Annotated in this window: 23 protein-coding genes; 8 read left to right on the top strand and 15 right to left on the bottom strand. The window is 55.6% G+C overall.

Annotation, left to right across the window (positions count from 1 at the left end; translation table 11 throughout):
• Positions 1-43: 43 nt before the first annotated feature.
• Complete coding sequence (betA, locus tag ACFL9S_RS22675) at positions 44-1,690, top strand: choline dehydrogenase (protein WP_405264129.1); 1,647 nt, start codon at positions 44-46, stop codon at positions 1,688-1,690.
• Between the two features lie 68 nt (positions 1,691-1,758).
• Here betA and ACFL9S_RS22670 read toward each other — a convergent pair whose 3' ends face one another.
• The 10 genes from ACFL9S_RS22670 to ydgT form a co-directional block, all read right to left on the bottom strand.
• Positions 1,759-2,394 (bottom strand): carbonic anhydrase, encoded by a 636-nt coding sequence (locus ACFL9S_RS22670; protein WP_405264128.1) that lies wholly within the window; start codon positions 2,392-2,394, stop codon positions 1,759-1,761.
• A 112-nt stretch (positions 2,395-2,506) separates the two neighbouring features.
• Entirely contained in the window at positions 2,507-3,139 is a 633-nt protein-coding gene (gene nth, locus ACFL9S_RS22665) for an endonuclease III (RefSeq protein ID WP_405264127.1), read from the bottom strand.
• Positions 3,136-3,837, bottom strand: coding sequence for an electron transport complex subunit E (locus ACFL9S_RS22660; RefSeq protein WP_405264126.1), 702 nt, complete (start codon positions 3,835-3,837; stop codon positions 3,136-3,138). The genes nth and ACFL9S_RS22660 overlap by 4 nt, the downstream gene beginning before the upstream one ends.
• Entirely contained in the window at positions 3,830-4,462 is a 633-nt protein-coding gene (gene rsxG / locus ACFL9S_RS22655; protein ID WP_405264125.1) for an electron transport complex subunit RsxG, read from the bottom strand. Before rsxG ends, ACFL9S_RS22660 begins: the two co-directional genes overlap by 8 nt.
• The gene (gene rsxD / locus ACFL9S_RS22650) at positions 4,462-5,523 is read right to left on the bottom strand and encodes an electron transport complex subunit RsxD (RefSeq protein WP_405264124.1); all 1,062 of its coding nucleotides are present in this window, start codon (positions 5,521-5,523) and stop codon (positions 4,462-4,464) included. The genes rsxG and rsxD overlap by 1 nt, the downstream gene beginning before the upstream one ends.
• Positions 5,524-7,737: an electron transport complex subunit RsxC gene (rsxC, locus tag ACFL9S_RS22645; protein WP_405264122.1), complete on the bottom strand. Its 2,214-nt coding sequence runs from the start codon at positions 7,735-7,737 to the stop codon at positions 5,524-5,526.
• A complete protein-coding gene (gene rsxB, locus ACFL9S_RS22640) occupies positions 7,730-8,305 on the bottom strand; it encodes an electron transport complex subunit RsxB (RefSeq protein ID WP_405264121.1) in 576 nt (191 codons plus the stop codon). Before rsxB ends, rsxC begins: the two co-directional genes overlap by 8 nt.
• Complete coding sequence (gene rsxA, locus ACFL9S_RS22635; RefSeq protein ID WP_405264120.1) at positions 8,305-8,886, bottom strand: electron transport complex subunit RsxA; 582 nt, start codon at positions 8,884-8,886, stop codon at positions 8,305-8,307. The genes rsxB and rsxA overlap by 1 nt, the downstream gene beginning before the upstream one ends.
• Before the next feature lie 126 nt (positions 8,887-9,012).
• Positions 9,013-9,453 carry a DUF2569 domain-containing protein gene (locus tag ACFL9S_RS22630; protein ID WP_405264119.1) on the bottom strand — a complete coding sequence of 147 codons (441 nt, stop codon included), beginning with the start codon at positions 9,451-9,453 and terminating at the stop codon, positions 9,013-9,015.
• A gap of 123 nt (positions 9,454-9,576) precedes the next feature.
• Complete coding sequence (gene ydgT, locus ACFL9S_RS22625) at positions 9,577-9,792, bottom strand: transcription modulator YdgT (protein WP_405264154.1); 216 nt, start codon at positions 9,790-9,792, stop codon at positions 9,577-9,579.
• 490 nt (positions 9,793-10,282) lie between these two features.
• Between ydgT and ytfQ the strand changes: the two genes are divergently transcribed.
• From ytfQ to ACFL9S_RS22595, 6 genes are all read left to right on the top strand, one after another.
• A complete protein-coding gene (gene ytfQ / locus ACFL9S_RS22620) occupies positions 10,283-11,239 on the top strand; it encodes a galactofuranose ABC transporter, galactofuranose-binding protein YtfQ (RefSeq protein ID WP_133845185.1) in 957 nt (318 codons plus the stop codon).
• Between the two features lie 50 nt (positions 11,240-11,289).
• Complete coding sequence (gene ytfR / locus ACFL9S_RS22615; RefSeq protein WP_405264118.1) at positions 11,290-12,813, top strand: galactofuranose ABC transporter, ATP-binding protein YtfR; 1,524 nt, start codon at positions 11,290-11,292, stop codon at positions 12,811-12,813.
• Positions 12,806-13,825: a galactofuranose ABC transporter, ATP-binding protein YtfT gene (ytfT, locus tag ACFL9S_RS22610; protein WP_133845181.1), complete on the top strand. Its 1,020-nt coding sequence runs from the start codon at positions 12,806-12,808 to the stop codon at positions 13,823-13,825. The genes ytfR and ytfT overlap by 8 nt, the downstream gene beginning before the upstream one ends.
• The gene (gene yjfF, locus ACFL9S_RS22605; protein ID WP_405264117.1) at positions 13,818-14,801 is read left to right on the top strand and encodes a galactofuranose ABC transporter, permease protein YjfF; all 984 of its coding nucleotides are present in this window, start codon (positions 13,818-13,820) and stop codon (positions 14,799-14,801) included. Before ytfT ends, yjfF begins: the two co-directional genes overlap by 8 nt.
• Positions 14,802-14,998: 197 nt before the next feature.
• Positions 14,999-15,166, top strand: a complete 168-nt coding sequence (locus tag ACFL9S_RS22600; RefSeq protein WP_405264116.1) for an N-acetylmuramoyl-L-alanine amidase — start codon at positions 14,999-15,001, stop codon at positions 15,164-15,166.
• Positions 15,145-15,468 carry an N-acetylmuramoyl-L-alanine amidase gene (locus tag ACFL9S_RS22595; RefSeq protein ID WP_405264153.1) on the top strand — a complete coding sequence of 108 codons (324 nt, stop codon included), beginning with the start codon at positions 15,145-15,147 and terminating at the stop codon, positions 15,466-15,468. Before ACFL9S_RS22600 ends, ACFL9S_RS22595 begins: the two co-directional genes overlap by 22 nt.
• 29 nt (positions 15,469-15,497) lie before the next feature.
• Here ACFL9S_RS22595 and ACFL9S_RS22590 read toward each other — a convergent pair whose 3' ends face one another.
• The 5 genes from ACFL9S_RS22590 to ACFL9S_RS22570 all read right to left on the bottom strand — a co-directional run bounded on the left by ACFL9S_RS22590 (position 15,498) and on the right by ACFL9S_RS22570 (position 21,816).
• Positions 15,498-15,677, bottom strand: a complete 180-nt coding sequence (locus ACFL9S_RS22590; RefSeq protein WP_405264115.1) for a hypothetical protein — start codon at positions 15,675-15,677, stop codon at positions 15,498-15,500.
• Positions 15,678-15,945: 268 nt separating this feature from the next.
• Positions 15,946-17,130, bottom strand: a complete 1,185-nt coding sequence (locus ACFL9S_RS22585; RefSeq protein WP_405264114.1) for an amidohydrolase — start codon at positions 17,128-17,130, stop codon at positions 15,946-15,948.
• 23 nt (positions 17,131-17,153) lie between these two features.
• Positions 17,154-18,365, bottom strand: a complete 1,212-nt coding sequence (locus ACFL9S_RS22580; RefSeq protein WP_405264113.1) for a hypothetical protein — start codon at positions 18,363-18,365, stop codon at positions 17,154-17,156.
• Positions 18,366-18,613: 248 nt separating this feature from the next.
• The gene (gene araA / locus ACFL9S_RS22575; RefSeq protein WP_405264112.1) at positions 18,614-20,119 is read right to left on the bottom strand and encodes an L-arabinose isomerase; all 1,506 of its coding nucleotides are present in this window, start codon (positions 20,117-20,119) and stop codon (positions 18,614-18,616) included.
• A gap of 11 nt (positions 20,120-20,130) precedes the next feature.
• Positions 20,131-21,816 (bottom strand): ribulokinase, encoded by a 1,686-nt coding sequence (locus ACFL9S_RS22570; protein WP_405264111.1) that lies wholly within the window; start codon positions 21,814-21,816, stop codon positions 20,131-20,133.
• Positions 21,817-22,188: 372 nt separating this feature from the next.
• Between ACFL9S_RS22570 and ACFL9S_RS22565 the strand changes: the two genes are divergently transcribed.
• Entirely contained in the window at positions 22,189-23,172 is a 984-nt protein-coding gene (locus ACFL9S_RS22565; RefSeq protein ID WP_405264110.1) for an arabinose ABC transporter substrate-binding protein, read from the top strand.
• Positions 23,173-23,311: the final 139 nt, after the last annotated feature.

Raw genomic sequence — 23,311 nt, 5'->3', positions numbered from 1 at the left:
TTCGCCGCGGCGTGCGCGTCGCGGCAATATTTCCGGAGGTTTAATGCAGAAATTTGACTATATCATTATTGGTGCGGGTTCAGCAGGCAACGTGCTGGCGACCCGTTTAACTGAGGATGCTGACGTATCGGTACTGTTACTGGAAGCAGGCGGCAAAGATCACCGCTGGGACTTCCGTACCCAAATGCCAGCCGCTTTGGCTTATCCGTTGCAGGGTAAACGCTACAACTGGGCATTTGTAACCGATCCTGAGCCGTATATGGATAACCGTCGTATGGAGTGCGGACGCGGCAAAGGTCTTGGCGGTTCGTCACTGATCAACGGCATGTGTTACATCCGTGGTAACGCCATGGATTACGACAACTGGGCGAGCAAACCAGGGCTGGAAAACTGGTCCTATCTGAACTGCCTGCCGTATTTCCGTCGTGCGGAAAAGCGTGATATCGGTGAGAACGACTGGCACGGCGGCGACGGTTATCTCAGCGTCACCACGCCGAAACAAGGCAATAATCCGCTCTATCGTGCCTTTATCGATGCCGCGCAGCAGGCGGGACATCATGAAACCGACGATCTGAACGGCTATCGCCAGGACGGTTTTGGCCCAATGGACCGCACCGTGACCGCCAAAGGTCGTCGTTCCAGCACCGCACGTGGCTATCTGGATGTGGCAAAACAGCGTCCAAACCTGACGATTGTCACCCATGCTCAGACCGATCGTATTCTGTTCAGCGGCAAAACCGCGACCGGGGTGACCTGGCTACGCAACGGTAAGCCGGAACAGGCAGAAGCCCGCCGTGAAGTGCTGCTGTGTGCCGGGGCTATCAATTCGCCACAGATCCTGCAACGTTCTGGCGTTGGCCCGGAAGAGTGGCTGCGTGAACTGGATATTGACGTGGTTCATGCTCTGCCAGGCGTTGGGCGCAACTTACAGGATCACCTGGAAGTCTACATGCAGTATGGCTGTAAGAAGCCGGTCAGCCTTTATCCGGCATTGCAGTGGTGGAACCAGCCGGCTATCGGTGCCGAATGGCTGTTCAACGGCACGGGCGTGGGCGCCAGCAACCAGTTTGAAGCGGGCGGGTTTATTCGCAGTGATGATCAGCCAGACTGGCCGGATCTGCAATACCACTTCCTCCCGGTAGCGATTAACTACAACGGCAGCAGCCCGGTAAAACAGCATGGTTTCCAGGCACACGTTGGGCCGATGCGCTCTATGAGCCGTGGCCATATCAAGCTGACATCAAAGCACCCGTATGCAGCACCATCGATCTTCTTCAACTATATGTCGGAAGAGCGTGACTGGGTGGAGTTCCGTAATGCGGTGCGCCTGACGCGTGAGATTATGCGTCAGCCTGCGCTGGCGGAATACTGCGGTGAAGAGTTGCAGCCCGGTATCAACGTGCAGAGCGATGAAGAGATCGACGCGTTTATCCGTGAACATGCGGAAACCGCCTATCACCCATGTGGTAGCTGTGCGATGGGCACCGATGCGATGGCGGTAGTGGATGCAGAAGGGCGCGTACACGGCATGAACAGCCTGCGTGTGGTGGATGCATCGATTATGCCGCAGATTGTCACGGGTAACCTGAATGCGCCAACAGTGATGATTGCGGAGAAAATTTCTGACGCCATTCGCGGTAAAGCGCCATTACCGCTGTCAGAAGCGGATTATTATCAGTTAAGCCGTTAACGTTAAGGGGCTGACTGAAACAGTTGTAGGGGGCGACCTTTTTTCCGGTCGCCCCGCAGTGAACAGCCTTACTCGAAGTAAACCTCAGGATTATCAGACAGAAGAACAAACTCCTTCGTGTCTTTCTCCAGCGCCTTAATCACACCGCTTTCAATGTCATACACCCAGCCGTGCAGCCGTAGCGCATTGTTACGCAGGCCCACCGCCACGCACGGGTGCGTTTTGATGTTATTCAGCTGTGCAATCACGTTCTCCTGCACCATCGCATTCACACGCTCTTCCTCAGTGGCGTAGGTGCGCTTCTCGACCACGGCTTTCGCCGCATCAGAATAGTGCAGCCAGTGGGCCACGGCAGGCATTGGGTCAAGGCACTGACAGGTAGCGATAGCTTTCATTGCGCCGCAGTTAGAGTGGCCGCAAATCACGATATCCGTCACCCCCAGCGCCACCACGGCATATTCGATAGTGGCAGACACGCCGCCAGGCTCAGGACCGAAAGAAGGCACAATGTTGCCTGCGTTACGAATCACGAAGAGTTGTCCCGGGTCCTGCTGGGTGACCAGTTCCGGCACCAGGCGGCTGTCGGAGCAGGAGATAAACAGCGCTTTGGGATTCTGGCTTGACGCGAGGCTACGGAAAAGTTCTTTCTGCTCGGGGAAAATGTCTTTCTGGAAGTTGAGGAAACCTTCAATGATATGTTGCATAGCAGTCTCTCTATCCTGGATTATGGCCGCGAAACACGTCAGGGAACGGGCCGATAATAGTAATAAAAATGATATTGTTATAAGGGTCAGAGGGAAATTTTAAGACGCCTGGTTATTCTACTTTAGCATCAAATTCACAAAGATCTTCAATCAGGCAGGAGCCACAGCGCGGTTTACGCGCAATGCAGGTGTAGCGGCCATGCAGGATCAGCCAGTGATGGCAGTCGACCTTAAACTCTTTCGGCACCACCTTAAGCAGCTTATCTTCCACCTGTTCCACGTTTTTCCCAGGGGCAAAACGGGTGCGATTACAGACGCGGAAAATATGTGTGTCGACGGCGATAGTCGGCCAGCCGAAGGCGGTATTTAACACCACATTGGCCGTTTTACGCCCAACGCCGGGTAAGGCTTCCAGTGCCTCTCGGCTTTCTGGCACCTCACCGCCGTGCTGTTCCAGCAGAATGCGGCAGGTCTTAATCACGTTCTCAGCCTTGCTGTTAAACAGGCCGATGGTCTTGATGTACTCTTTCACCCCGTCAACGCCCAGCGCCAGTATTGCCGCAGGCGTATTGGCAACCGGGTAGAGTTTAGCCGTGGCTTTATTCACGCTAACGTCGGTAGCCTGCGCAGAAAGCAGAACCGAAATCAGCAGTTCAAAAGGGTCGCGGTACACCAGTTCCGTGGTGGGATGCGGGTCGTTATCCCGCAGGCGGGTCAAAATTTCCTGACGTTTGTCCTTATTCACAGCACACCTGTTTTCCCCTCCGGCAGCGCCTGCGCTTCTCTTTCAGCCTTCAGGGCAGCACGTTGTTTCATTTTATTATCAATCAGATACTTAGCCGCCAGCAGCATTCCCAGCCCGATAAAGGCACCCGGCGGCAACATCGCCAGCAACATCGGGGAGTCAAAGTGGACAACCTCAATGCGCATCACCTTCGCCCAGGGGCCGAGCAGCTGATCCGCACCGTTAAAGAGGGTGCCGTTACCGATGATTTCGCGAATCGAACCCAGCACCACCATCACGCTGGTGGCCCCGAGACCGATGGCCATGCCATCCAGCGCCGAGAGCGGGATGCTGCTTTTCGATGCCACGGCCTCTGCGCGCCCGACCACAATACAGTTGGTGACAATGAGCGGGATAAAGATCCCCAACGACTGATACAGCCCGTAAGCATAAGCGTTGATCAGCATCTGCACGCAGCTCACAACCGCCGCAATAATCATCACGTAAATCGGAATACGGATCTCAGAGGGCACCCAGCGGCGCGAAAGCGAAATTGCGCTGTTAGTACAGGTCAGTACCAGCGTGGTTGCCAGGCCGAGACCGAGCGCATTGGTCGCCGTCGAGGTCACGGCCAGTAGCGGGCAGAGGCCCAGTAACTGCACCAGCGCTGAGTTATTCTTCCACAGCCCGCCGACCAGCAGGGTTTTGGCTTCACTCATTGGACTCTCCACAAGGTGGCAGCAAAGAAAGCTGCTCCGGTAAGGTTTCAATATACAACGTTGTGCGCTTAACCGCATTCACCACGGCGCGGGGTGTAATGGTGGCACCGGTAAACTGATCAAACTCACCGCCGTCTTTTTTCACCGCGAACTGGCTGTCATCGGCGCCTTTCACCTGCTTGCCGTTAAAGCTGTTGATCCAGTCGGAAATTCGCAGCTCAATTTTATCGCCCAGCCCCGGCGTTTCGTGGTGTTCCACCACGCGCGTACCGTAAACCGTGCCGGTAAAACTGGCACCGACAATCATCTGAATATTGCCGGAATAGCCATCAGGGGCGGTGGTTTCAACCGCCACGGCAACCGGTTTATCCCCTTTACGCGCCAGATATAGATGATGCGGGCTGGCATTACCCAGTGCCGGATTACTGACGATATAGCACTCCTGCTGGATGTGATTATCATACAGCTCAGGGGGCACCACCTGGTCCAGCAACACTTTCTGCTGTAACGCGGTCTGGTGAGCAATCGTCGGTTTGGTCACGGTGTTAACCACCGCCGTCAGGCCGGTAGTGATAGCGGCAAACACGGCCAGCGTGACACCGTTTTTACGAATGGCATCCAGCATTATTTATCCTTCCGGTGGCCGTAAACGCGCGGCTGCGTGTAGTAATCGATCAGCGGTACGCAGATGTTGGCCAGCAACACGGCAAACGCGACGCCATCCGGGTAACCGCCGAAACTGCGGATCAGCCAGATCAGCAGACCAATCAATGCGCCATAGATCAGGCGGCCTTTGTTGGTCGTAGAGGCAGTGACCGGGTCCGTGGCGATAAAGAACGCACCTAACATGGTCGCGCCGGATAACAGGTGAAGGGTTGGCGACACCAGGCTGTGCGGAGAAATAAGCCAGCCCAGGGTGGCACAAAACGCCAGCGAGATAAGCATCCCCGCCGGAATATGCCAGCGGATGCTGCGGGTGCAAAGCAGGAAAATACCGCCCAGCAGATAACCGACATTCACCCACTGCCAGCCCAATCCGGCCAGCACGCCGCTGTAAATGGGCTGCGCCAGCAGCTGTTCTGCACTATGCCCGGCACGCAGCCCGGTCTTGAAGGTATCCAGCGGTGTTGCCTGGCTGACACCGTCAATCCCCACCTGCAACTGCTGCATGGTGTGACCATCGAGGGTGTGGAAATGGAAGATCATGCTCAGGGTGTCGCCGAGGCTCGGCGTCATGCCCTGCAAGCTGTCCGGTGGCAACCAGCTGGTCATCTGTACCGGGAAGGAGATCAGCAGCACCACATACCCGACCATCGCCGGGTTAAACGGGTTCTGTCCAAGGCCACCGTAAAGCTGCTTCGCAATCACTACCGCGAACAGCGTGCCGATCACAATCACCCACCAGGGGGCCAGTGAAGGGATGCTGATGCCTAACAGCAGGGCGGTGAGTAACGCAGAGTTATCTTTCAGCGCCTCGGCCAGCGGCAGTTTGCGCAGGCGCAGTATGGCGGCCTCAGCACCAATAGCAGCGACGGCAGCAATCAGCACCTGAATCAGGTTACCCCAGCCAAAATAGTACCACTGCGCCACCATGCCAGGCACGGCAGCAATCAGCACCAGCAGCATAATGGTGCTGGTGCTGCGGCGGTTGTGGGTGTAAGGCGAACTTGCAATACGAAAAGCCATTTAATCCTCTTGCTGCGTTGAAGGCTGCTGCGATTTACGCGCTTTCACGCGCGCAATGGCTGCTGCCACCGCCGCTTTACGTGCATCATCTGAAGCGGCGGGCGCTTCACTTTGTTCTGTATCCACTGATTCGGCTGCCTGTGCGGCTTTTTTGGCTTTTGCGCGGGCAATGGCGGCTTCAATAGCCGCTTTGCGGGCATCGACAACCGGTTCAGCGGCGGGGGCTTCGGTTTCAGCGAGTTCCGCCACACTGACTGTTGCCTGTGCGGCTTTTTTGGCTTTTGCGCGTGCAATAGCGGCTTCAATAGCCGCTTTGCGGGCATCGACAACCGGTTCAGCGGTGGGGGCTTCGGTTTCAGCGTGTTCCGCCACACTGGCCGTTGCCTGTGCGGCTTTTTTGGCTTTTGCACGGGCAATGGCGGCTTCGACGGCTGCTTTGCGGGCATCGACAACCGGTTCAGCGGCGGGGGCTTCGGTTTCAGCGGGTTCCGCCACACTGACTGTTGCCTGTGCGGCTTTTTTGGCTTTCGCACGAGCGATAGCCGCTTCAACCGCTGCTTTACGCGGATCGTCAGTCTGGCGGGTCACCGGCTCGCTGCGGGATTGTTCCGCCACCTGGCGGGCACGGGCCTCAGCCTGACGCGCTTCCCGCTGTGCCTGCCTGGCAGCCTGTTCAGCAGCATCCTGGCCGGACGTTTCAGCCTGCTTCGCTTTGACCCGCTCGCGTGCCGCACTGATCGCGTCGGCATCACTGGTGGCTACGCTGCGTTTTGCCTGTTGATGTTTGGCATCACGCGCGGCTTTTTCACGTTCAAGACGCAATTGACGCGCTTCGAAACGGGTCTTCGCCAACGCGTTGCGTTCGGCTTCCTGATCGATGGCCAGGATCTCCGCTTTTTCCTGACGGTAATACTGCACCAGCGGGATATTACTCGGGCAGACGTAGGCGCAGGCGCCGCACTCAATACAGTCAGCGATATGATGTTCACGCGCTTTGTCGTGATCGCCACCTCGGCTGTACCAGTAAAGCTGCTGGGGTAACAATGCCGCCGGGCAGGCATCGGCACAGGCGCTGCAACGGATGCAGCCCTGTTCCGGTTCGTTCTGGCCCATTTCGCTGGCAGCGGGTGCGAGAATACAGTTGGTGATCTTCACCACCGGCACATCCAGCGTCGGCAGGGTAAAGCCCATCAGCGGGCCGCCCATCACCACCATCTGTTCGGCACCCGGCATAAAATCGGCCTGTTGCAACAGATGGCTGATTGGCGTGCCAAGACGCGCCCAGACATTGCCCGGCTTTGCCACGGATTCGCCGGTCAGTGTCACCACGCGCTCGGTCAGTGCTTCACCGTCGACAATGGCGCGCTTAACGGCAAAAGCAGTACCGACGTTCTGCATCAGCACGCCGATATCGGTGGAGCGGCCACCGTGCGGCACTTCTTTCCCGGTCAGAATTTTGGTCAGCTGCTTGGCACCGCCCGACGGGTACTTGGTCGGGACCACCCGGATGTGCAGATCGGTGGCACTGCCTAACGCCTGCTTCAGTGCGGCAATCGCCTCCGGTTTATTATCCTCAATGCCGATTAAGACCTGCTCTGCCTGCAGGATCCACGCAAGGATGCGGCTGCCTTCCAGCACTTCTTCGGCGCAGTCCTGCATCAGGCGGTCGTCGGCAGTGATATAAGGTTCGCACTCGGCGGCGTTAATAATCAGCGTATTCACGCCGCGCAGGCCGCCTTTCAGTTTTGTCGCCGTGGGGAATCCCGCGCCGCCAAGACCGGCGACACCGGCCTGATGGATTTTCTCCACCAGAATGCTGCGTTCCACGCTGCGATAATCGCTCAGGGTCTGCTTATCCACCCAGCGGTCTTCGCCATCGGGGGTAATAAACAGGCACATCTCCGCCAGCGCCGACGGATGAGCGGTCATATGCGGGGCGATTTTCGTCACTGTACCGGAGGTCGGTGCGTGGATCGGTAACATGCGGCCGTTGCCGAAGGTCAGCGGTTGTCCGCGCAGCACCTTATCGCCCGGACGCACGCCAATCTCGCCTTCATGGCCGATATGCTGCTTCAGTGGCAGAATAAATTGCGCAGGTAACGGCAGTTGACGCAGCGGCACGCCATTCGACTGGGTTTTCATCTCCGGTGGATGAATGCCACCTTCAAAGTCCCAGAGCCGATCTTTTTTAAAGAAATTAAGCAGGTTAAACATGACTTTCTACAGGAATAACGCGGATTGGGATGGTGTTGAGATCCCATTTCCAGTTAGCAGTGGTAGTCGCAACCGGACGCATCTCGATGCAGTCGGTCGGGCAGGGAGCAACGCACAGATCGCAGCCGGTACAGACGTCGCTTAGCACGGTGTGCATTGCGCGCGTGGCACCGACAATGGCATCGACCGGGCATGCCTGAATACACTTGGTACAACCGATACAGTTGGCTTCGTCAATCCAGGCCACTTTGCGTTCCGGTTCGGTGGGCATTTCATCGCCCAGCGGTTGAGGATCAACGTTAAGCAGTGCCGCCAGCTTAAGCATCGTCTGCTCGCCGCCAGGGGCACATTTATTGATCATCTCACCGTTATTACCCACGGCATCCGCATAGGGGCGGCAGCCAGGGTAGCCGCACTGGCCGCACTGACTCTGAGGCAGAATCGCATCGATCTGCTCAACAATCGGATCTTCTTCCACTTTAAAACGGCGCGAGGCATACCCCAGCAGCCCACCAAAAATCAGACTGAGCGCACTTAAAACCGCAATCGCTATCCAAATCGCACTCATCAGAACTTAACCAACCCGCTGAAGCCCATAAACGCCAGCGCCATCAGTCCGGCGGTGACCAGTGCAATGGAGGAGCCTTTAAACGGCGCAGGCACGTCGGCCAGCACCAGGCGTTCGCGGATACCGGCGAACAGCACCATCACCAGCGAGAAGCCCAGTGATGCACTGAAACCGTAAAGGGCGGCCTGAAGGAATGTGTGATTAAGATTAACGCTTAACAGCGGCACGCCGAGCACGGCACAGTTCGTGGTGATCAGCGGCAGGAAGATGCCTAACAGGCGATAAAGGTCAGGGCTGGTTTTACGCACCACCATCTCGGTGAACTGCACTACCACGGCGATCACCAGGATATACGCCATGGTACGCAGATAGACGAGGTCCAGCGGCAGCAGGATCAGATGGTTCACCAGCCAGGCACAAATAGAGGCCAGTGTGATGACGAATGTCGTGGCGAGTCCCATGCCAATTGCCGTTTCCAGTTTTTTGGAAACACCCATAAAGGGACAGAGGCCGAGAAACTTCACTAAAACGAAGTTATTCACCAGCACTGTGCCAATAAAAAGAAGCAGGTATTCGGTCATTGATACGCCTGAAAATATAGAAAAAGCGGCTTATTATCAGGCATTGCTTGCCTGACCACAACCGCTCCGGGTCTGTGAGATTTTAATAGCGCACTCAGGATTAAATTCCTGACGCTTTTTTCGGCATCAGGGAGCAATAAAGGTGTTTTTAACCCGCTGAGAACGCTTGAAATAAGGGACAAACAGGCTGGCTGCCAGCAGGGCAATCAGTAGGCTGTTGACCACCACGCTGTCTTCCACCGGAGAGAAGAGAAAGGCCTTAAACGCCAGGATCACATTCAGCAACAGCCAAATAATGTAGTGGCGCGGCAGGCGTTTGGAACGTTTGCAGAAAATCCAGGCAATCCAGGCACTGTAGCTCAGCATCAGAATTGTGGTCAGCAGGAAGGCCCCCCACTGCAACAGTGCCGACGATGGCGGACTAAATGACGCACCGCGAAGGGCTGTGCCAAACAGTGAGCCGCCATACACTATCAACACCAGAATCATGCTCAGTAACGAAAACGTGAGCCAGGCCAGCGGCACCAAAAGCCAGCCACCGAGGCGCGGTTTAGAATCAACAGCCACACAAAATCCTTATTCAACCAGAACGGCAAAGCGCGCATTGCACAGAGCGATACGCAAGATACGGAGGATTATACCCTAAATAATTCGCGTTTCAGGTCATCAGCACGATAATCCTCTGTCGGATTACACCACGTAATGCCAGACCGTTTTTGGCACGCAACCGAGGTCGAACAGGCGTCCACCGGAAGCCAGCTCCGCCCGACGATGGTCGGCGGCACGGTACATTTGGATAATATCGGTGTCATCCGTCAGGGAGTAATTCAAATGGTCAAAAAGTTTTTCCAGACTTTCCAGAGAGTTTACTTTTCGAAATTTTAACAAATAGTCTTGAACGGTCATTGCGGTCAGCCAGCGACAGAATAATGAGTCGCTGATTATATGTTGCAGAGAAAAATATTCCACGCCGTTTCGGCTTTGTAATATAAAAATCAGAAAATTCAGAACTCCTCCTGTGCCTGTTACCACAAAGCGTGGATGGGCAGCACATTTTGCGCAACAGATTAAACTGTGCAGCAGTTCACAAATCGGCTTTTTGATTGGTGATGAACGGAAGGGCATCGCGGGTGACAGAACTGTACGCGGTGTTGTAATCGCTTCCACGCGCTTCTGGCGCAACCGCTTCTGTTTATTACAGTTATTTAACCTTCTTTTGGCACCCGGTGCGCGTTTTTTCCATATCGCTATACACAGAAACAGCCCGGCCATGTCACGTAAGCTATTTGATTTGTTGAATTTTGTGAGCATTGTCGTAAATGTTTTTCGATGAATAGTCCAGGCTTTAGTGGCTCTTAACCCTATACGATAAAATCCCATCAGAGGAAAAATGATCATGTGGAAGCGTTTACTCTTAACCACTCTCATCAGTGCCAGCCTGTCTGCACCTGCGCTGGCCGAATCCATGACCGTCGGATTCTCACAGGTTGGCTCTGAATCGGGCTGGCGCGCAGCAGAAACCAGCGTGGCAAAAAGTGAGGCACAGAAACGCGGCATTACGCTGAAAATCGCGGATGGCCAGCAAAAACAAGAGAATCAAATCAAAGCGGTACGCTCCTTTATCGCTCAGGGCGTTGACGCAATATTCATTGCGCCCGTTGTTCAGACAGGCTGGGAACCGGTGCTCTCCGAAGCCAAAGACGCCAAAATTCCGGTATTCCTGCTCGATCGCGCCATCGTGGTCAAAGATAAATCGCTGTATCAGGCCGTCGTCACCGCAGATAACGTGTACGAAGGCAAGCTGATCGGTGACTGGCTGGTCAAACATCAGGCAGGCAAACCTTGTAACGTTGTCGAGCTGCAAGGCACGGTCGGCGCCAGCGTGGCGATTGACCGTAAAAAAGGCTTTGCCGAAGCCATTGCGAATACCCCGAATATTAAAGTGATCCGCTCCCAGTCCGGCGACTTTACCCGTAGCAAAGGGAAAGAAGTCATGGAAAGTTTTATTAAGGCAGAAAACAACGGCAAAAATATCTGCATGGTTTACGCCCACAACGATGATATGGCGATTGGCGCCATCCAGGCTATTAAAGAAGCCGGACTTAAACCGGGTAAAGATATTTTAACCGGCTCGATTGACGGCGTGCCGGATATTTATAAAGCCATGCTGGCAGGCGAGGCGAATGCCAACGTGGAACTGACGCCGAATATGGCCGGCCCGGCGTTTGATGCGCTGGAAAAACTGAAAAAAGACGGCACCATGCCGCCAAAAATCATCAAAACCGAAACCAAACTGTTCCTGCCAGCCGATGCTCAGGCCCAGTTAGACACCAAAAAAGGGATGGGTTACTGATCCCCGCACCGCCCCTTTCGGGGCGGTTTACTCATGGCCTGAGGCATACAATGACCATCGACACCCCAACGCCTGCCTTACTGAATATCTGCAACGTCAGCAAATCCTTTCCCGGCGTCCGGGCGCTGGATAATGTCTCGTTTGACCTTCGCCCTGGCGAAATCATGGCGCTACTGGGGGAGAACGGAGCAGGAAAATCCACGTTGATTAAGGTGCTGACCGGCGTCTATCAGCGTGATGCCGGGACGATGATGCTCGGCGGACAGGCGATAAACCCGCGTAACACCGCAGAAGCCCAGATGCTGGGGATCGGCACCGTGTATCAGGAAGTGAACCTGCTGCCGAATATGTCGGTCGCTGACAATCTGTTTATCGGCCGCGAGCCGAAACGTTTTGGTTTGATTGACCGTAAGACGCTGAATCAGCGCGCCGTGAAGCTGATGGCGGACTACGGTTTTGAACTGGATGTGACGCGTCCACTCGGGCAGTACTCGGTAGCGATGCAGCAAATCATCGCCATCTGCCGGGCGGTGGATCTCTCGGCCAAAGTGCTGATCCTCGACGAACCGACCGCCAGCCTGGACGCCAGCGAAGTCACCATGCTGTTCACGCTGATGACGCAACTCAAAGAGAAAGGCATGAGCCTGATCTTTGTGACGCACTTCCTCGACCAGGTTTACCGCATTACCGACCGTATTACCGTGCTGCGTAACGGGCAGTTTATCGCCACACGAGATACCCGCACGCTGCCGCAACTTGAGCTGATCAAGCTGATGCTGGGGCGCGATCTGATGGAAACTGCCTTACAACGCGCGGGTAGCACGCTGAAAAGCAACCAGCCGGTGGTGGAATTTAAAGACTACGGCAAAAAAGGAACAATTGAACCCTTCAGCCTGAGCGTGCGCCCCGGGGAGGCCGTTGGACTGGCTGGCCTGCTGGGCTCAGGACGAACGGAAACCGCTGAGCTGCTGTTCGGCATTAAACGCGCCGACAGCGGCCGCGCCTTCATCAAGGGAAAACCTCAAACGATCCGTTCACCGGCCCAGGCCTCGAAGCTTGGCATGGGTTTTTGCCCGGAAGATCGTAAAACCGACGGGATTATTGGCGCGGCATCCGTACGCGAAAATATCATCCTGGCGTTGCAGGCCCAGCGCGGCTGGCTGCGACCGATCCCGAAACGCGAGCAGCAACAGGTGGCTGACCGCTTTATCAAAAGCCTGGGGATCCGTACCCCGGACGCGGAGCAGCCAGTGGAGCTGCTCTCCGGCGGGAACCAGCAAAAGGTTCTGCTGTCACGCTGGCTGGTGACAAAGCCGCAGTTTCTGATTCTGGACGAACCCACGCGCGGCATTGATGTGGGGGCCCACGCCGAGATTATCCGCCTGATTGAAACGCTGTGTGCCGACGGTCTGGCGCTGCTGGTGATTTCATCGGAGCTGGAGGAGCTGGTGGGGTACGCCGACCGCGTGGTGATCCTGCGCGATCGTCAGCAGGTGGCGGAGATACCACTGGAACAACTGTCCGTTGCGGCTATCGTCAACGCGATTGCTGCAGGAGGGGAGCAACATGCCTGAGTCGCATTTGATGGCGGGGAAACCACCGATGTTAAAACGAAAACTGCCGCCGGGATTACCGCAGATTGGCGCACTGCTGCTGGTGCTGATCATTGACAGTCTGGTGGCAAACAACTTCTTTGCCGTGCATTTACAGGACGGGCGCCTGTTCGGCAGCCCGATAGACATTCTCAACCGCGCAGCACCCGTCGCGATCCTGGCGATTGGTATGACACTGGTGATCGCCACCGGGGGTATCGATCTGTCGGTGGGTGCCGTCATGGCCATTGCAGGTGCAACAGCGGCGACGCTGACCGTGGCCGGGCACAGTATTCCGGTGATTATTCTGGTCACGCTGGGCAGCGGCATTCTGTGTGGATTATGGAATGGGGTGCTGGTGGCCTTACTGAAGATCCAGCCGTTTGTCGCCACATTGATCCTGATGGTGGCGGGGCGCGGCATCGCGCAGCTGATCACCCAGGGGCAGATTGTGACCTTCGACAGTGATGCACTGGCACGTCTCGGCAGCGGGACATTGCTGCTGCTGCCCGTCCCGGTGTGGATTACGCTGACGCTGGCACTGCTGGTCTGGCTGCTGACACGTAAAACAGCGCTGGGGATGTTTATTGAAGCGGTGGGGATCAACCTGCGTGCGGCGCGCAATGCGGGCGTCAACGGCTGGCTGGTGGTGATGAGCACCTATATTCTCAGCGGACTGTGTGCGGCAGTCGCCGGGCTGATCGTGGCGGCGGATATTCGCGGCGCCGATGCCAACAACGCCGGATTGTGGCTGGAACTGGACGCGATTCTGGCGGTGGTGATTGGCGGTGCATCCCTGATGGGCGGGCGGTTCAATCTGCTGCTGTCGCTGATTGGTGCGCTGATTATTCAGGCAATGAACACCGGTATTCTCCTGTCCGGTTTCCCGCCAGAGCTGAATCAGGTGGTGAAAGCGGTGGTGGTGATGCTGGTGCTGTTGCTGCAATCCCCGCGCTTTATTCAACTGTTTAAACGAGGGCACCGCCGTGATTAAACGTCATCTGCCATTAATGATCACCCTGCTGGTGTTTGTGGCGGGGTATCTGTTCTGTCTGAGCCAGTTTCCGGGGTTTGCCTCAACAAGAGTGATCGCCAATATCCTCACGGATAATGCCTTCCTTGGGATTATTGCCGTCGGCATGACCTTTGTGATCCTGTCTGGTGGTATCGACCTGTCGGTAGGCGCGGTGATCGCCTTTACCGGGGTGTTTCTGGCGCGTTTGATTGGTGATTTCCATGTCGACCCCTGGCTGGCCTTTGCGCTGGTGATGTCGCTGGGAACCGCATTTGGTGCCTTTATGGGCTGGCTGATCGATGCATTGAAAATCCCGGCGTTTATTATCACGCTGGCCGGGATGTTTTTCCTGCGCGGCTGTAGCTATCTGGTGGCTGAAAGTTCGCTGCCGATTGATCACCCGCTGTATGCCACGCTCTCGTCGATGGCATGGAAAATCCCCGGCGGCGGTCGCCTCAGTTTGCTGGCGGTGATTATGCTGGTGGTGGTGGTATTCGGCATTCTGCTGGCGCACCGCAGCCGTTTTGGTAATCAGGTGTACGCCATTGGCGGCAGTGCGACGTCTGCACAGCTGATGGGCATCTCCACCCGCAGCACCACGGTGCGCATTTATATGCTGTCATCCGGTCTGGCCACGCTGGCGGGAATTGTGTTCTCCATCTATACCTCGGCAGGTTATGCGCTGGCGGGCATGGGCGTGGAGCTGGATGCGATTGCCTCGGTGGTTATCGGCGGCACGCTGCTTTCCGGCGGTGTCGGCACGGTGCTGGGCACCCTGTTTGGCGTGCTGATTCAGGGGTTGATTCAGACCTGGATTAATTTCGACGGCACGTTGAGCTCATGGTGGACCAAGATTGCCATTGGCGTGCTGCTGTTTGCGTTTATTGCGCTGCAACGGTTGCTGACGGTGATGTGGGATCGGCAGCAGAATGCCCCGGTGAAGCGATTAAGTTAGGTCTCCAACTCGGGGCAGACCCTTTTTTGCGGTCTGCCCGTGATGTTGAGCAGGGTGCTGCCCGGTTTTATGGGGCGATCATCTAAACCGGAACAGATAAGGTGGACAAACAACGAGAATCATCAGGCTATCTTGTTCGCCAGTACCTGGTTATATAACATACAGAGGATGTTTATTAATCAAAACAAGGATGAACCATGCTTTATATCGATGCCAATGGCGCTCATTTCATCATTGATAAAGGTGGCAGCATCTATCAAACGGCTTCGCTTTTCAGGATAACTTATCATGTCGGGTTAATGCGTTCTCGCTGCCTGATAACACAACGGTGTGAACCGGCTGAATTAAAAAAACTGCTCTCTTAGAAAATGCCTGGCGAACAAAGGAGATATCCGATAGAGAGAAGGCAAAGACCTGGCCCGACCGTTTTCCGGCGAATACGGATTCAATTGGCATAGAAATTGTCGGGGCGGCTTATAAAAAAGATCCTTCTGATAAAAACGCTAAAGAATACATTTATGAAGCCGTCACTGAACAGCAAAACCAATCACTAAAGTGGTTGATTAATGAACTGAAAGATACGTTTGGCATAAGAGTAAATGAAATTTTTCGGCACCCGGATATTGCCCGCAAAAACGAAACTGAAGCGAGTTCAGCCAAATGGTAATCGTCCGTCCCTACTTAAAAACCTGCGTGTTATTGATCCTGCTTATTACCCCTTACTGCCAGGCCAGGCCAGGCCAGGCCAGAACGGTCACGTCCGTTCATATCACGGCGACAGGACAGACGTTGAAGAACGTCACCAATATTAATGAGATTAATGCCTGTAAAAAATTCAGGCCAACGAACGAACAGGTAATAAACTACTTCAGCCATGCTTATCCTGTTGAATCAGATGTCATTGTTAATTCCCGATATTCATCGTGCTATGCCGAGGGGGATATAAACTTTAGTGATGGTTTCTTTGGAACGTGGAGGCTGTACTCAAGTGGTGGAACGACGTTTGTATTTAATCGTGGGGATACTGTTACCTTCTTTTATGAACACAATGGATGGTTCGACCCGAATGCAGGGACGTATGATGAGAAATAACGAATATGTCTTGCCAGTTATCTGGCAAGACAGTGTTTATGTGATGCTGTGGTTAAAAATCATCCTGTTGCAGGTAGCGCCAGGCGTATTGTGCATAAAGTTCGGCCCCGGTCACCATCACATCTTCATCGATATTAAAACAGCCGTGATGGTGCGCCCAGTCGGTGCCTTTTTCTGCATTGCCGCAGCCGAGCAGGGCAAAACATCCGGGGATATTTTCCATAAAGAAGCTGAAATCCTCACCACCGGTGGTGGGTTTCTCTTCAAAAAGCACCCCGGCCCCAAAGGCATCGCTGATCACTGACTGTGCCAGCAGCGCACTGCGTGCCTCATTAATCACCGGCAGCGTGCCGTAGGTGTACTCAACCTGAGCCGTTGCGCCATAGATTGCCGCCGTATGCTGTGCATAACGTTCAATAGCCGCTTTAAGACGTTCGCGAGTGTCGACGTCAAAGCAGCGCACCGTGCCATCCAGTACCGCATTTTCGGCGATAACATTAAAACGTGTGCCCACTTCCATACGGCCAATGGTGACAACGGCGGATGCCAGCGCGGACGTTTCTCGCGCCACAATTGCCTGCAAATTCATTACAAACGATGAGGCCACCACCGCCGCGTCAATGCAGGCTTCTGGCATCGAACCGTGGCCACCGCGCCCTTTAAACGTGACTTTCAGGAGATCGGCGGACGCAAAGGAAGAACCGACATTGCAGGACACTTTACCCGAGGCCGTCGTCGTCCAGATATGCATGCCAAAAACGTTATCAACGCCGTCCACCGCGCCCTGTTTCACCATGGCACGAGCACCCTGGGCGATCTCTTCTGCGGGCTGGAAAATCAGTCGTACATTACCGCGCAAATGGGTGCGATGCTCCTGTAATGCTCTGGCTGCCGTCAGCAGCATGGCGGTATGGGCATCATGCCCGCAGGCGTGCATTTTACCGTCGGTCAGGGATTTATAGCTGAGTGAATCACTCAGTTCTTGCACTGGCAGCGCATCCATGTCGGCACGCAAGGCGACGGTTTTACCCGGTTTACCCCCACGGATCTCGGCAATGATCCCGGTCGGTTGCGTGCGGCGATAGTCGATGCCCATTTCATCCAGCAGTGCGGCTACCGTATTGGTGGTGCGTACTTCTTCCCATGGGAGTTCCGGATGGGCATGCAGGTCGCGGCGCAGGGCAATCATCGCGTCAACATGCGCATGGACGGATTTCTTAATATCGTGATTAATCACTTTTTAGCTTCCTTGTTGGTTTTTTATGCAGGGATAATATACGCCACCATGACACCGGCCATCACCACCGACACCATAGTTACGGAGATAAATCCACCGACCAGCATCGGGGCCAGCATGTGCTGCATCAGCACCTCGCGCTCATTTTCATCGCGGGTCAGGGCGGTAATGGCTTCATTGGTAATAATATAGTCTGCCGGGAAACCGTACATCGAGGTCAGGGCGATGGCGAAGGCCATCTCGGTGCTGACGCCCAGCAGCTTACCCACCACCCAGCAGACGATAAACATGCCGATAACCGCAGTGGCGATCAGTACCAGCATTGGCAACAGCAGGCGCAACAGCATCTCCGGCGTCGCACGGTTCAGCGTATCAAAGATAAACAGCATCAGCCCCATCACGGCAAAGCCAAAGCCGTTGGCTTTCTGTAATAGCTGCTTCTCTAAAAATCCCAGCGTAGTCGCCACCACGCCAAACAGCAGGCACAGGACAAACGGGCTGACGGAGATGATGGGCGCCAGCCAGCCAGACACCAGATACGCCAGATAGCCGACGGCCGCCAGGCGCAGGAATTTAAAGTAGCTGGTGTTGTAGTGGGCAGGGAAGCGCTTAAACAGGTGCGGCATGGCATCAGCAGACTGGTGCGTTGTTAGCGTGGGCGTTTCGGTTGTCACGGCCGTCTGCGGCCATGCACCGCAACGGTACAGGTTAAGCACACGTTTACCCTCGCGTTGCAGCATAATGGCGGTGAGCGGATAACCGGCAAAGCCCTGCATCACGTAGATCAGAATGGCGAACACCGACAAATCAACCAGACCAGCACTGGCCGCGCCTTTCGACATAATAATCGCCGAAACAATCCCGCCAACCAGCGGTGGGATAGTGACGATAGCGGTATTGAAATCGAACAACAGCAGGCAGACGCCAAATACCGTGACAAAAATACCGGCGATACCGGCCAAAGAGATAACAATCGTCTTCCACTGACGGATCAACTCCGGCACTGACAGCAGCGTGCCCATATTGGTGATCAGCAGATACATCAGCATCACCGCCACCACCGGCGTGATCCCGGCAACGCTGACAATATCTTTTGGGAAAAAAGTCCAGTAACCGATTAAAAACAGTACCGCGCAGACAAAGACGGAAGGCACCCAGGCTTTCGTTCTGACTGAAACCAGGTCACCAAGATAAAGAATAGAAATAATCAGTAAAAGAGCGAGCATTTGCGACATGAACCACTTCCATTTGAATAATTATTAGCATAATTCCCCTGACCGAGGCGCGAATGGCGATATGATTAAAACCCAATAAAATCATAGGGTTTTAAGCTTGCAGGTTTCATAGTAAGCGCAATGCAGCGGTGCTGACCAGAAGAGATTGAAATAATGTGAAAGGCGGTGGAAACAGGAAGGCACTGCGGCGGGATGATAGGGGCGGACCCTTTTTTTCGGTCCGCCCGCTATCTCACTGAACCTTGAAATTAACGCTGATTCAAACGGTAGTACGCTTCATTCCATCGCAGGGCATCGCGGAATCCGTGCAGCGTTGTCTCCTCATCAATCACCAGCACCTCAATGCCGTGCAGTTCAGCATACAGACGCATATCTTCCACCGTCAGCGCCTGGCTGAACACCGTATGGTGCGCACCGCCGCCCAGTATCCAGGCTTCAGAGGCCGTTGCCAGTGAAGGCTGCGCACGCCACAGCGCGCGGGCGACCGGCAGCTTAGGCAGCGCCTGCGGCTGCTCAATCGCATCCACCACGTTGACCAGCAGGCGGAAACGGTCACCCATATCAATCACACTGGCGTTGACCGCCCGCCCGGCAGGGGCGGAGAAGATCAGACGCGCCGGATCGGCTTTGCCACCAATACCCAACGGCTGCACATCCAGCAGCGGTTTGGCTTCGCGTGCAATGGTCGGGCAGACTTCCAGCATATGGGAACCCAGCACCAGATCGTTACCCGGCGCGAAGTGATAGGTGTAATCCTCCATAAACGAGGTGCCGCCCGGTAAATCACCCGCCATCACCTTGAACACATGCAGCAGTGCGGCGGTTTTCCAGTCACCTTCACCGGCAAAACCATAGCCTTGTTGCATCAGGCGCTGAACCGCCAGGCCCGGCAACTGCGTCATGCCGTGCAGCGTCTGGAAATTGGTGGTAAACGCGCGGCAGCCTTCATCGTCAAGGAAGCGCTTGATCCCCAACTCAATACGCGCAGCGTCCAGCACGTTCTGGCGCTTATTGCCGTTCACTGCGGCGGCGGCGCTGAACGCATAGCTGCTCTCATACTCATCGACCAGCTGGTTCACATCGCCATCGCTGACCTGGTTGATCACCTCCACCAGATCGCCCACGCCCCAGCCATTCACTGAGTAGCCGAACTGGATTTGCGCCGCGACTTTGTCTCCCTCAGTCACAGCCACTTCACGCATATTGTCGCCAAAACGTGCCACTTTGAGCTGCTGGCTGGCGAGCAGGGCTGCCGCACCGCGCATCCACTGCCCGATACGCAGCTGTGAACGCTCATCCTGCCAGTGCCCGGTGACCACCTGATGCGGCAGGCGCATACGCGCGCCAATAAAGCCGAACTCACGGCCGCCGTGTGCGGTCTGGTTCAGGTTCATAAAGTCCATATCCATCGTGTCCCACGGGATTTCCGCATTGAACTGGGTATGGAACTGCAACAACGGTTTATTCAGGATCGACAGGCCGCCAATCCACATTTTTGCCGGGGAGAAGGTATGCAGCCAGGTGATAATGCCCAGGCAGCTCTGATCGTGATTCGCCTCGCGGCACAGCGACAGCGCTTCATCAGGGGTTTTCACCAGCGGTTTAAGCACCAGCGGGAAGGGCAGTTTACCCGCCCGGTTTAAGCCATCCACCACCTGCTGCCCGTGCTGTTCGACCTGGCGCAGAGTTTCTGCACCGTACAGATGCTGTGTACCAATCACAAACCATACGCTACGGGCGTTTAACTGTGTCATAAAACGATTCCTTAACTGACTAATGAAGGTTGTGGGGCAAACTGAGGTTCCGCCAGTTCACACCATTGAAGATAACGCTGATAAAGCTGCTGGAAACGGGCAACGCGCAGGGGATCCGGTTGCAGGGTATGTTCCAGCGGGCTGGCCATCTGCGCCTGTGCTGACGGGATGTCGGCATAAACACCGGCGGCCACCGCAGCGAAGATTGCCGCGCCAAGCGCACAGCACTCATCGGAGGCGACAATATCCAGCGGACGGTTCATCACATCGCAGCACACCTGCATGATCGTCGGTGATTTACGGGCAATCCCGCCCAGCGCGAGGATCTGCTGTACCGGAATATCCTGCTGTTCGAAACACTCCATAATGGCGCGTGCGCCAAATGCGGTGGCGGCAATAAACCCGCCGAACAGCGTCGGGGCGTCGGTGCCAAGATTCAGATCGGTGATCACGCCTTTCAGGCGCTGGTTGGCAAACGGCGTGCGGCGGCCGTTAAACCAGTCGAGCACCACCGGAAGATGGTCAAGCTGCGGGTCAGCCGCCCAGGCGGCGGTCAGCTGTTCCAGCAGGCTGTGCTGGATCGTTTCCAGCTGAGGTTGCAGATCGGGGTGCAGCGTTGCGGCCTGCACTAACGGCCAGCTCAGCAGGCGGCCAAACCAGGCATACATATCGCCGAAGGCTGATTGTCCGGCCTCCAGGCCAATCATCCCCGGCACCACGCTGCCATCCACCTGGCCGCAGATGCCTTTAATTGCCCGATCAGCCACGCGGTCTGCGTCAGCAATCAGAATGTCGCAGGTGGAGGTACCAATCACTTTCACCAGGGTGTAAGGCTGCGCGCCTGCGCCCACCGCGCCCATATGGCAGTCAAACGCCCCCCCGGACAGCACGACATCACCCGGCAGGCCAAGACGTTCGGCCCATTCGGCACTGAGCTTGCCGACAGGCACATCGGCGGTCCAGGTTTCGGTGAACATCGGGTGATCGAGATCGGCAGTGAGCAGGGGATCGAGGGCATTGAGGAACTTCGCCTCCGGTAATCCCTGCCATAACGGGTGCCAGAGGGATTTATGGCCTGCGGCACAGCGTCCACGCTTCAGGTCGGCAGGTGCCGTCGTGCCGCTGAGCAACGCTGGCACCCAGTCGCACAGCTCTACCCAGGAAACGGCGGCCTCACGCACCGCCGCATCGTTGCGGCTGATGTGCAGGATCTTGGCCCAGAACCATTCGGACGAATAAATACCGCCGATAAAGCGCGAGTAGTCCTGATAGTCGCCGCTGTGGCACAAATGGGTGATGGCTTCGGCTTCTTCAATGGCGGTGTGGTCTTTCCACAGCACGAACATCGCGTTGGGGTTGTCGGCGAATTCAGGGCGCAGTGCCAGCACGCGGCCTTCACGATCGACAGGGGCGGGGGTGGAACCGGTGGAGTCTACGCCAATTCCCACCACGTTAAGGCGCTGCTCAGGAGTGAGTTTGGTGACAACGTCACGAATGGCCTGCTCCAGCGCATCAATATAGTCTTGTGGATGGTGACGAAACTGATTGTTCGCCGGGTTGCAGAAGCGCCCGGCCTTCCAGCGAGGATAGGCCACCACCTGCTTGTGCAGCTCACGACCGCTGGCACAATCGACCGCCAGCGCCCTGACCGAGTCGCTGCCGAAATCCAGACCGAGGGTAATCGCACCCTTATGCATAGTTGTTCTCCGTTATGTTCAGAACAGGCTCTTTTACTGTTCCTCTATCCTGGAAACATCGCGGCGGAGGGGTTAGGTGCGGCTGGCTGCATATATGCACTTTTCTGTCATGCAGGTTGGGAATGTGATGGGCTTCAAATGTTGCCCTTCGGTTAAATTGGCTGAATAGATGGACAAAACGACTGTAATTTCAAGGTGTGATAGCGCTCTACATATTTCCCTGTGCTTGCGGGTAAAACTAGCGCACTACCGCCACTGTTATGTCGTCAGTGCTCAGGTAAGGTCTTGTTTGGATGCTTTTAATTTTTTCAACAACCGATTGTTACCGTTTACACAATCCCGCCCTGAGCGGGCACTGAGCCGGAGAGCCTCATGCACAAATTCACTAAAGCGCTGGCCGCGATTGGCCTCGCAGCCGTTATGTCACAATCCGCTATGGCGGAATCCATGAAGCTGGGTTTCCTGGTGAAACAACCGGAAGAACCCTGGTTCCAGACCGAATGGAAGTTTGCCGATAAAGCCGGTAAAGACCTCGGTTTCGAGGTGATCAAAATCGCTGTGCCGGATGGTGAAAAAACCCTGAATGCCATCGACAGCCTGGCCGCCAGCGGCGCGAAAGGTTTCGTTATCTGTACGCCGGACCCGAAACTCGGTTCGGCGATTGTCGCCAAAGCGCGCAGCTACGGCCTGAAAGTGATCGCGGTGGATGACCAGTTTGTGACCGCGAAAGGCAAACCGATGGATACCGTTCCGCTGGTGATGATGGCGGCCACCAAAATTGGTGAACGTCAGGGCCAGGAACTGTACAAAGAGATGCAGAAACGCGGCTGGGATGTGAAAGAGACTGCCGTGATGGCGATCACCGCCAATGAGCTGGACACCGCCCGCCGTCGTACCGGTGGCTCTATCGAGGCCCTGAAAACTGCCGGGTTCCCGGACAAACAGATTTACCAGATCCCCACCAAATCTAACGATATCCCCGGTGCCTTTGATGCCGGTAACTCGCTGCTGGTTCAGCACCCTGAAGTGAAAAACTGGCTGATTGTTGGCATGAACGACAACACCGTACTGGGCGGCGTGCGTGCCACCGAAGGCCAGGGCTTTAAAGCGCCGAACGTGATCGGTATTGGCATTAACGGTGTTGATGCGGTGAGTGAGCTGTCAAAAGGGAAAGCAACCGGATTCTACGGTTCGCTGCTGCCAAGCCCGGATGTGCACGGTTACCGCAGTATCCAGATGCTGCATGACTGGGTGACGAAAGATATCGAGCCTGCCAAATTTACCGAAGTGACCGATGTGGTGCTGATCACCCGCGACAACTTCAAGGAAGAGCTGGCGAAAAAAGGCCTGAAATAATGGGTGAAAACGGGTCGGGCATGCCCGACCCCTACAAAAAACACGGTAATCCTTAGAGGTAAGGCATGCCCGGCCCCTACAAAAACGCGGTAACCCTTAGAGGTAAGGCATGCCCGGCCCCTACAAAAACGCGGTAACC

Origin of the sequence: Erwinia sp. AnSW2-5, assembly GCF_045107195.1 — a bacterium.
Lineage (GTDB): Bacteria > Pseudomonadota > Gammaproteobacteria > Enterobacterales > Enterobacteriaceae > Erwinia.
Note: the sequence above shows the minus strand (reverse complement) of the source record. Positions and strands in the feature narration are given on the sequence as shown.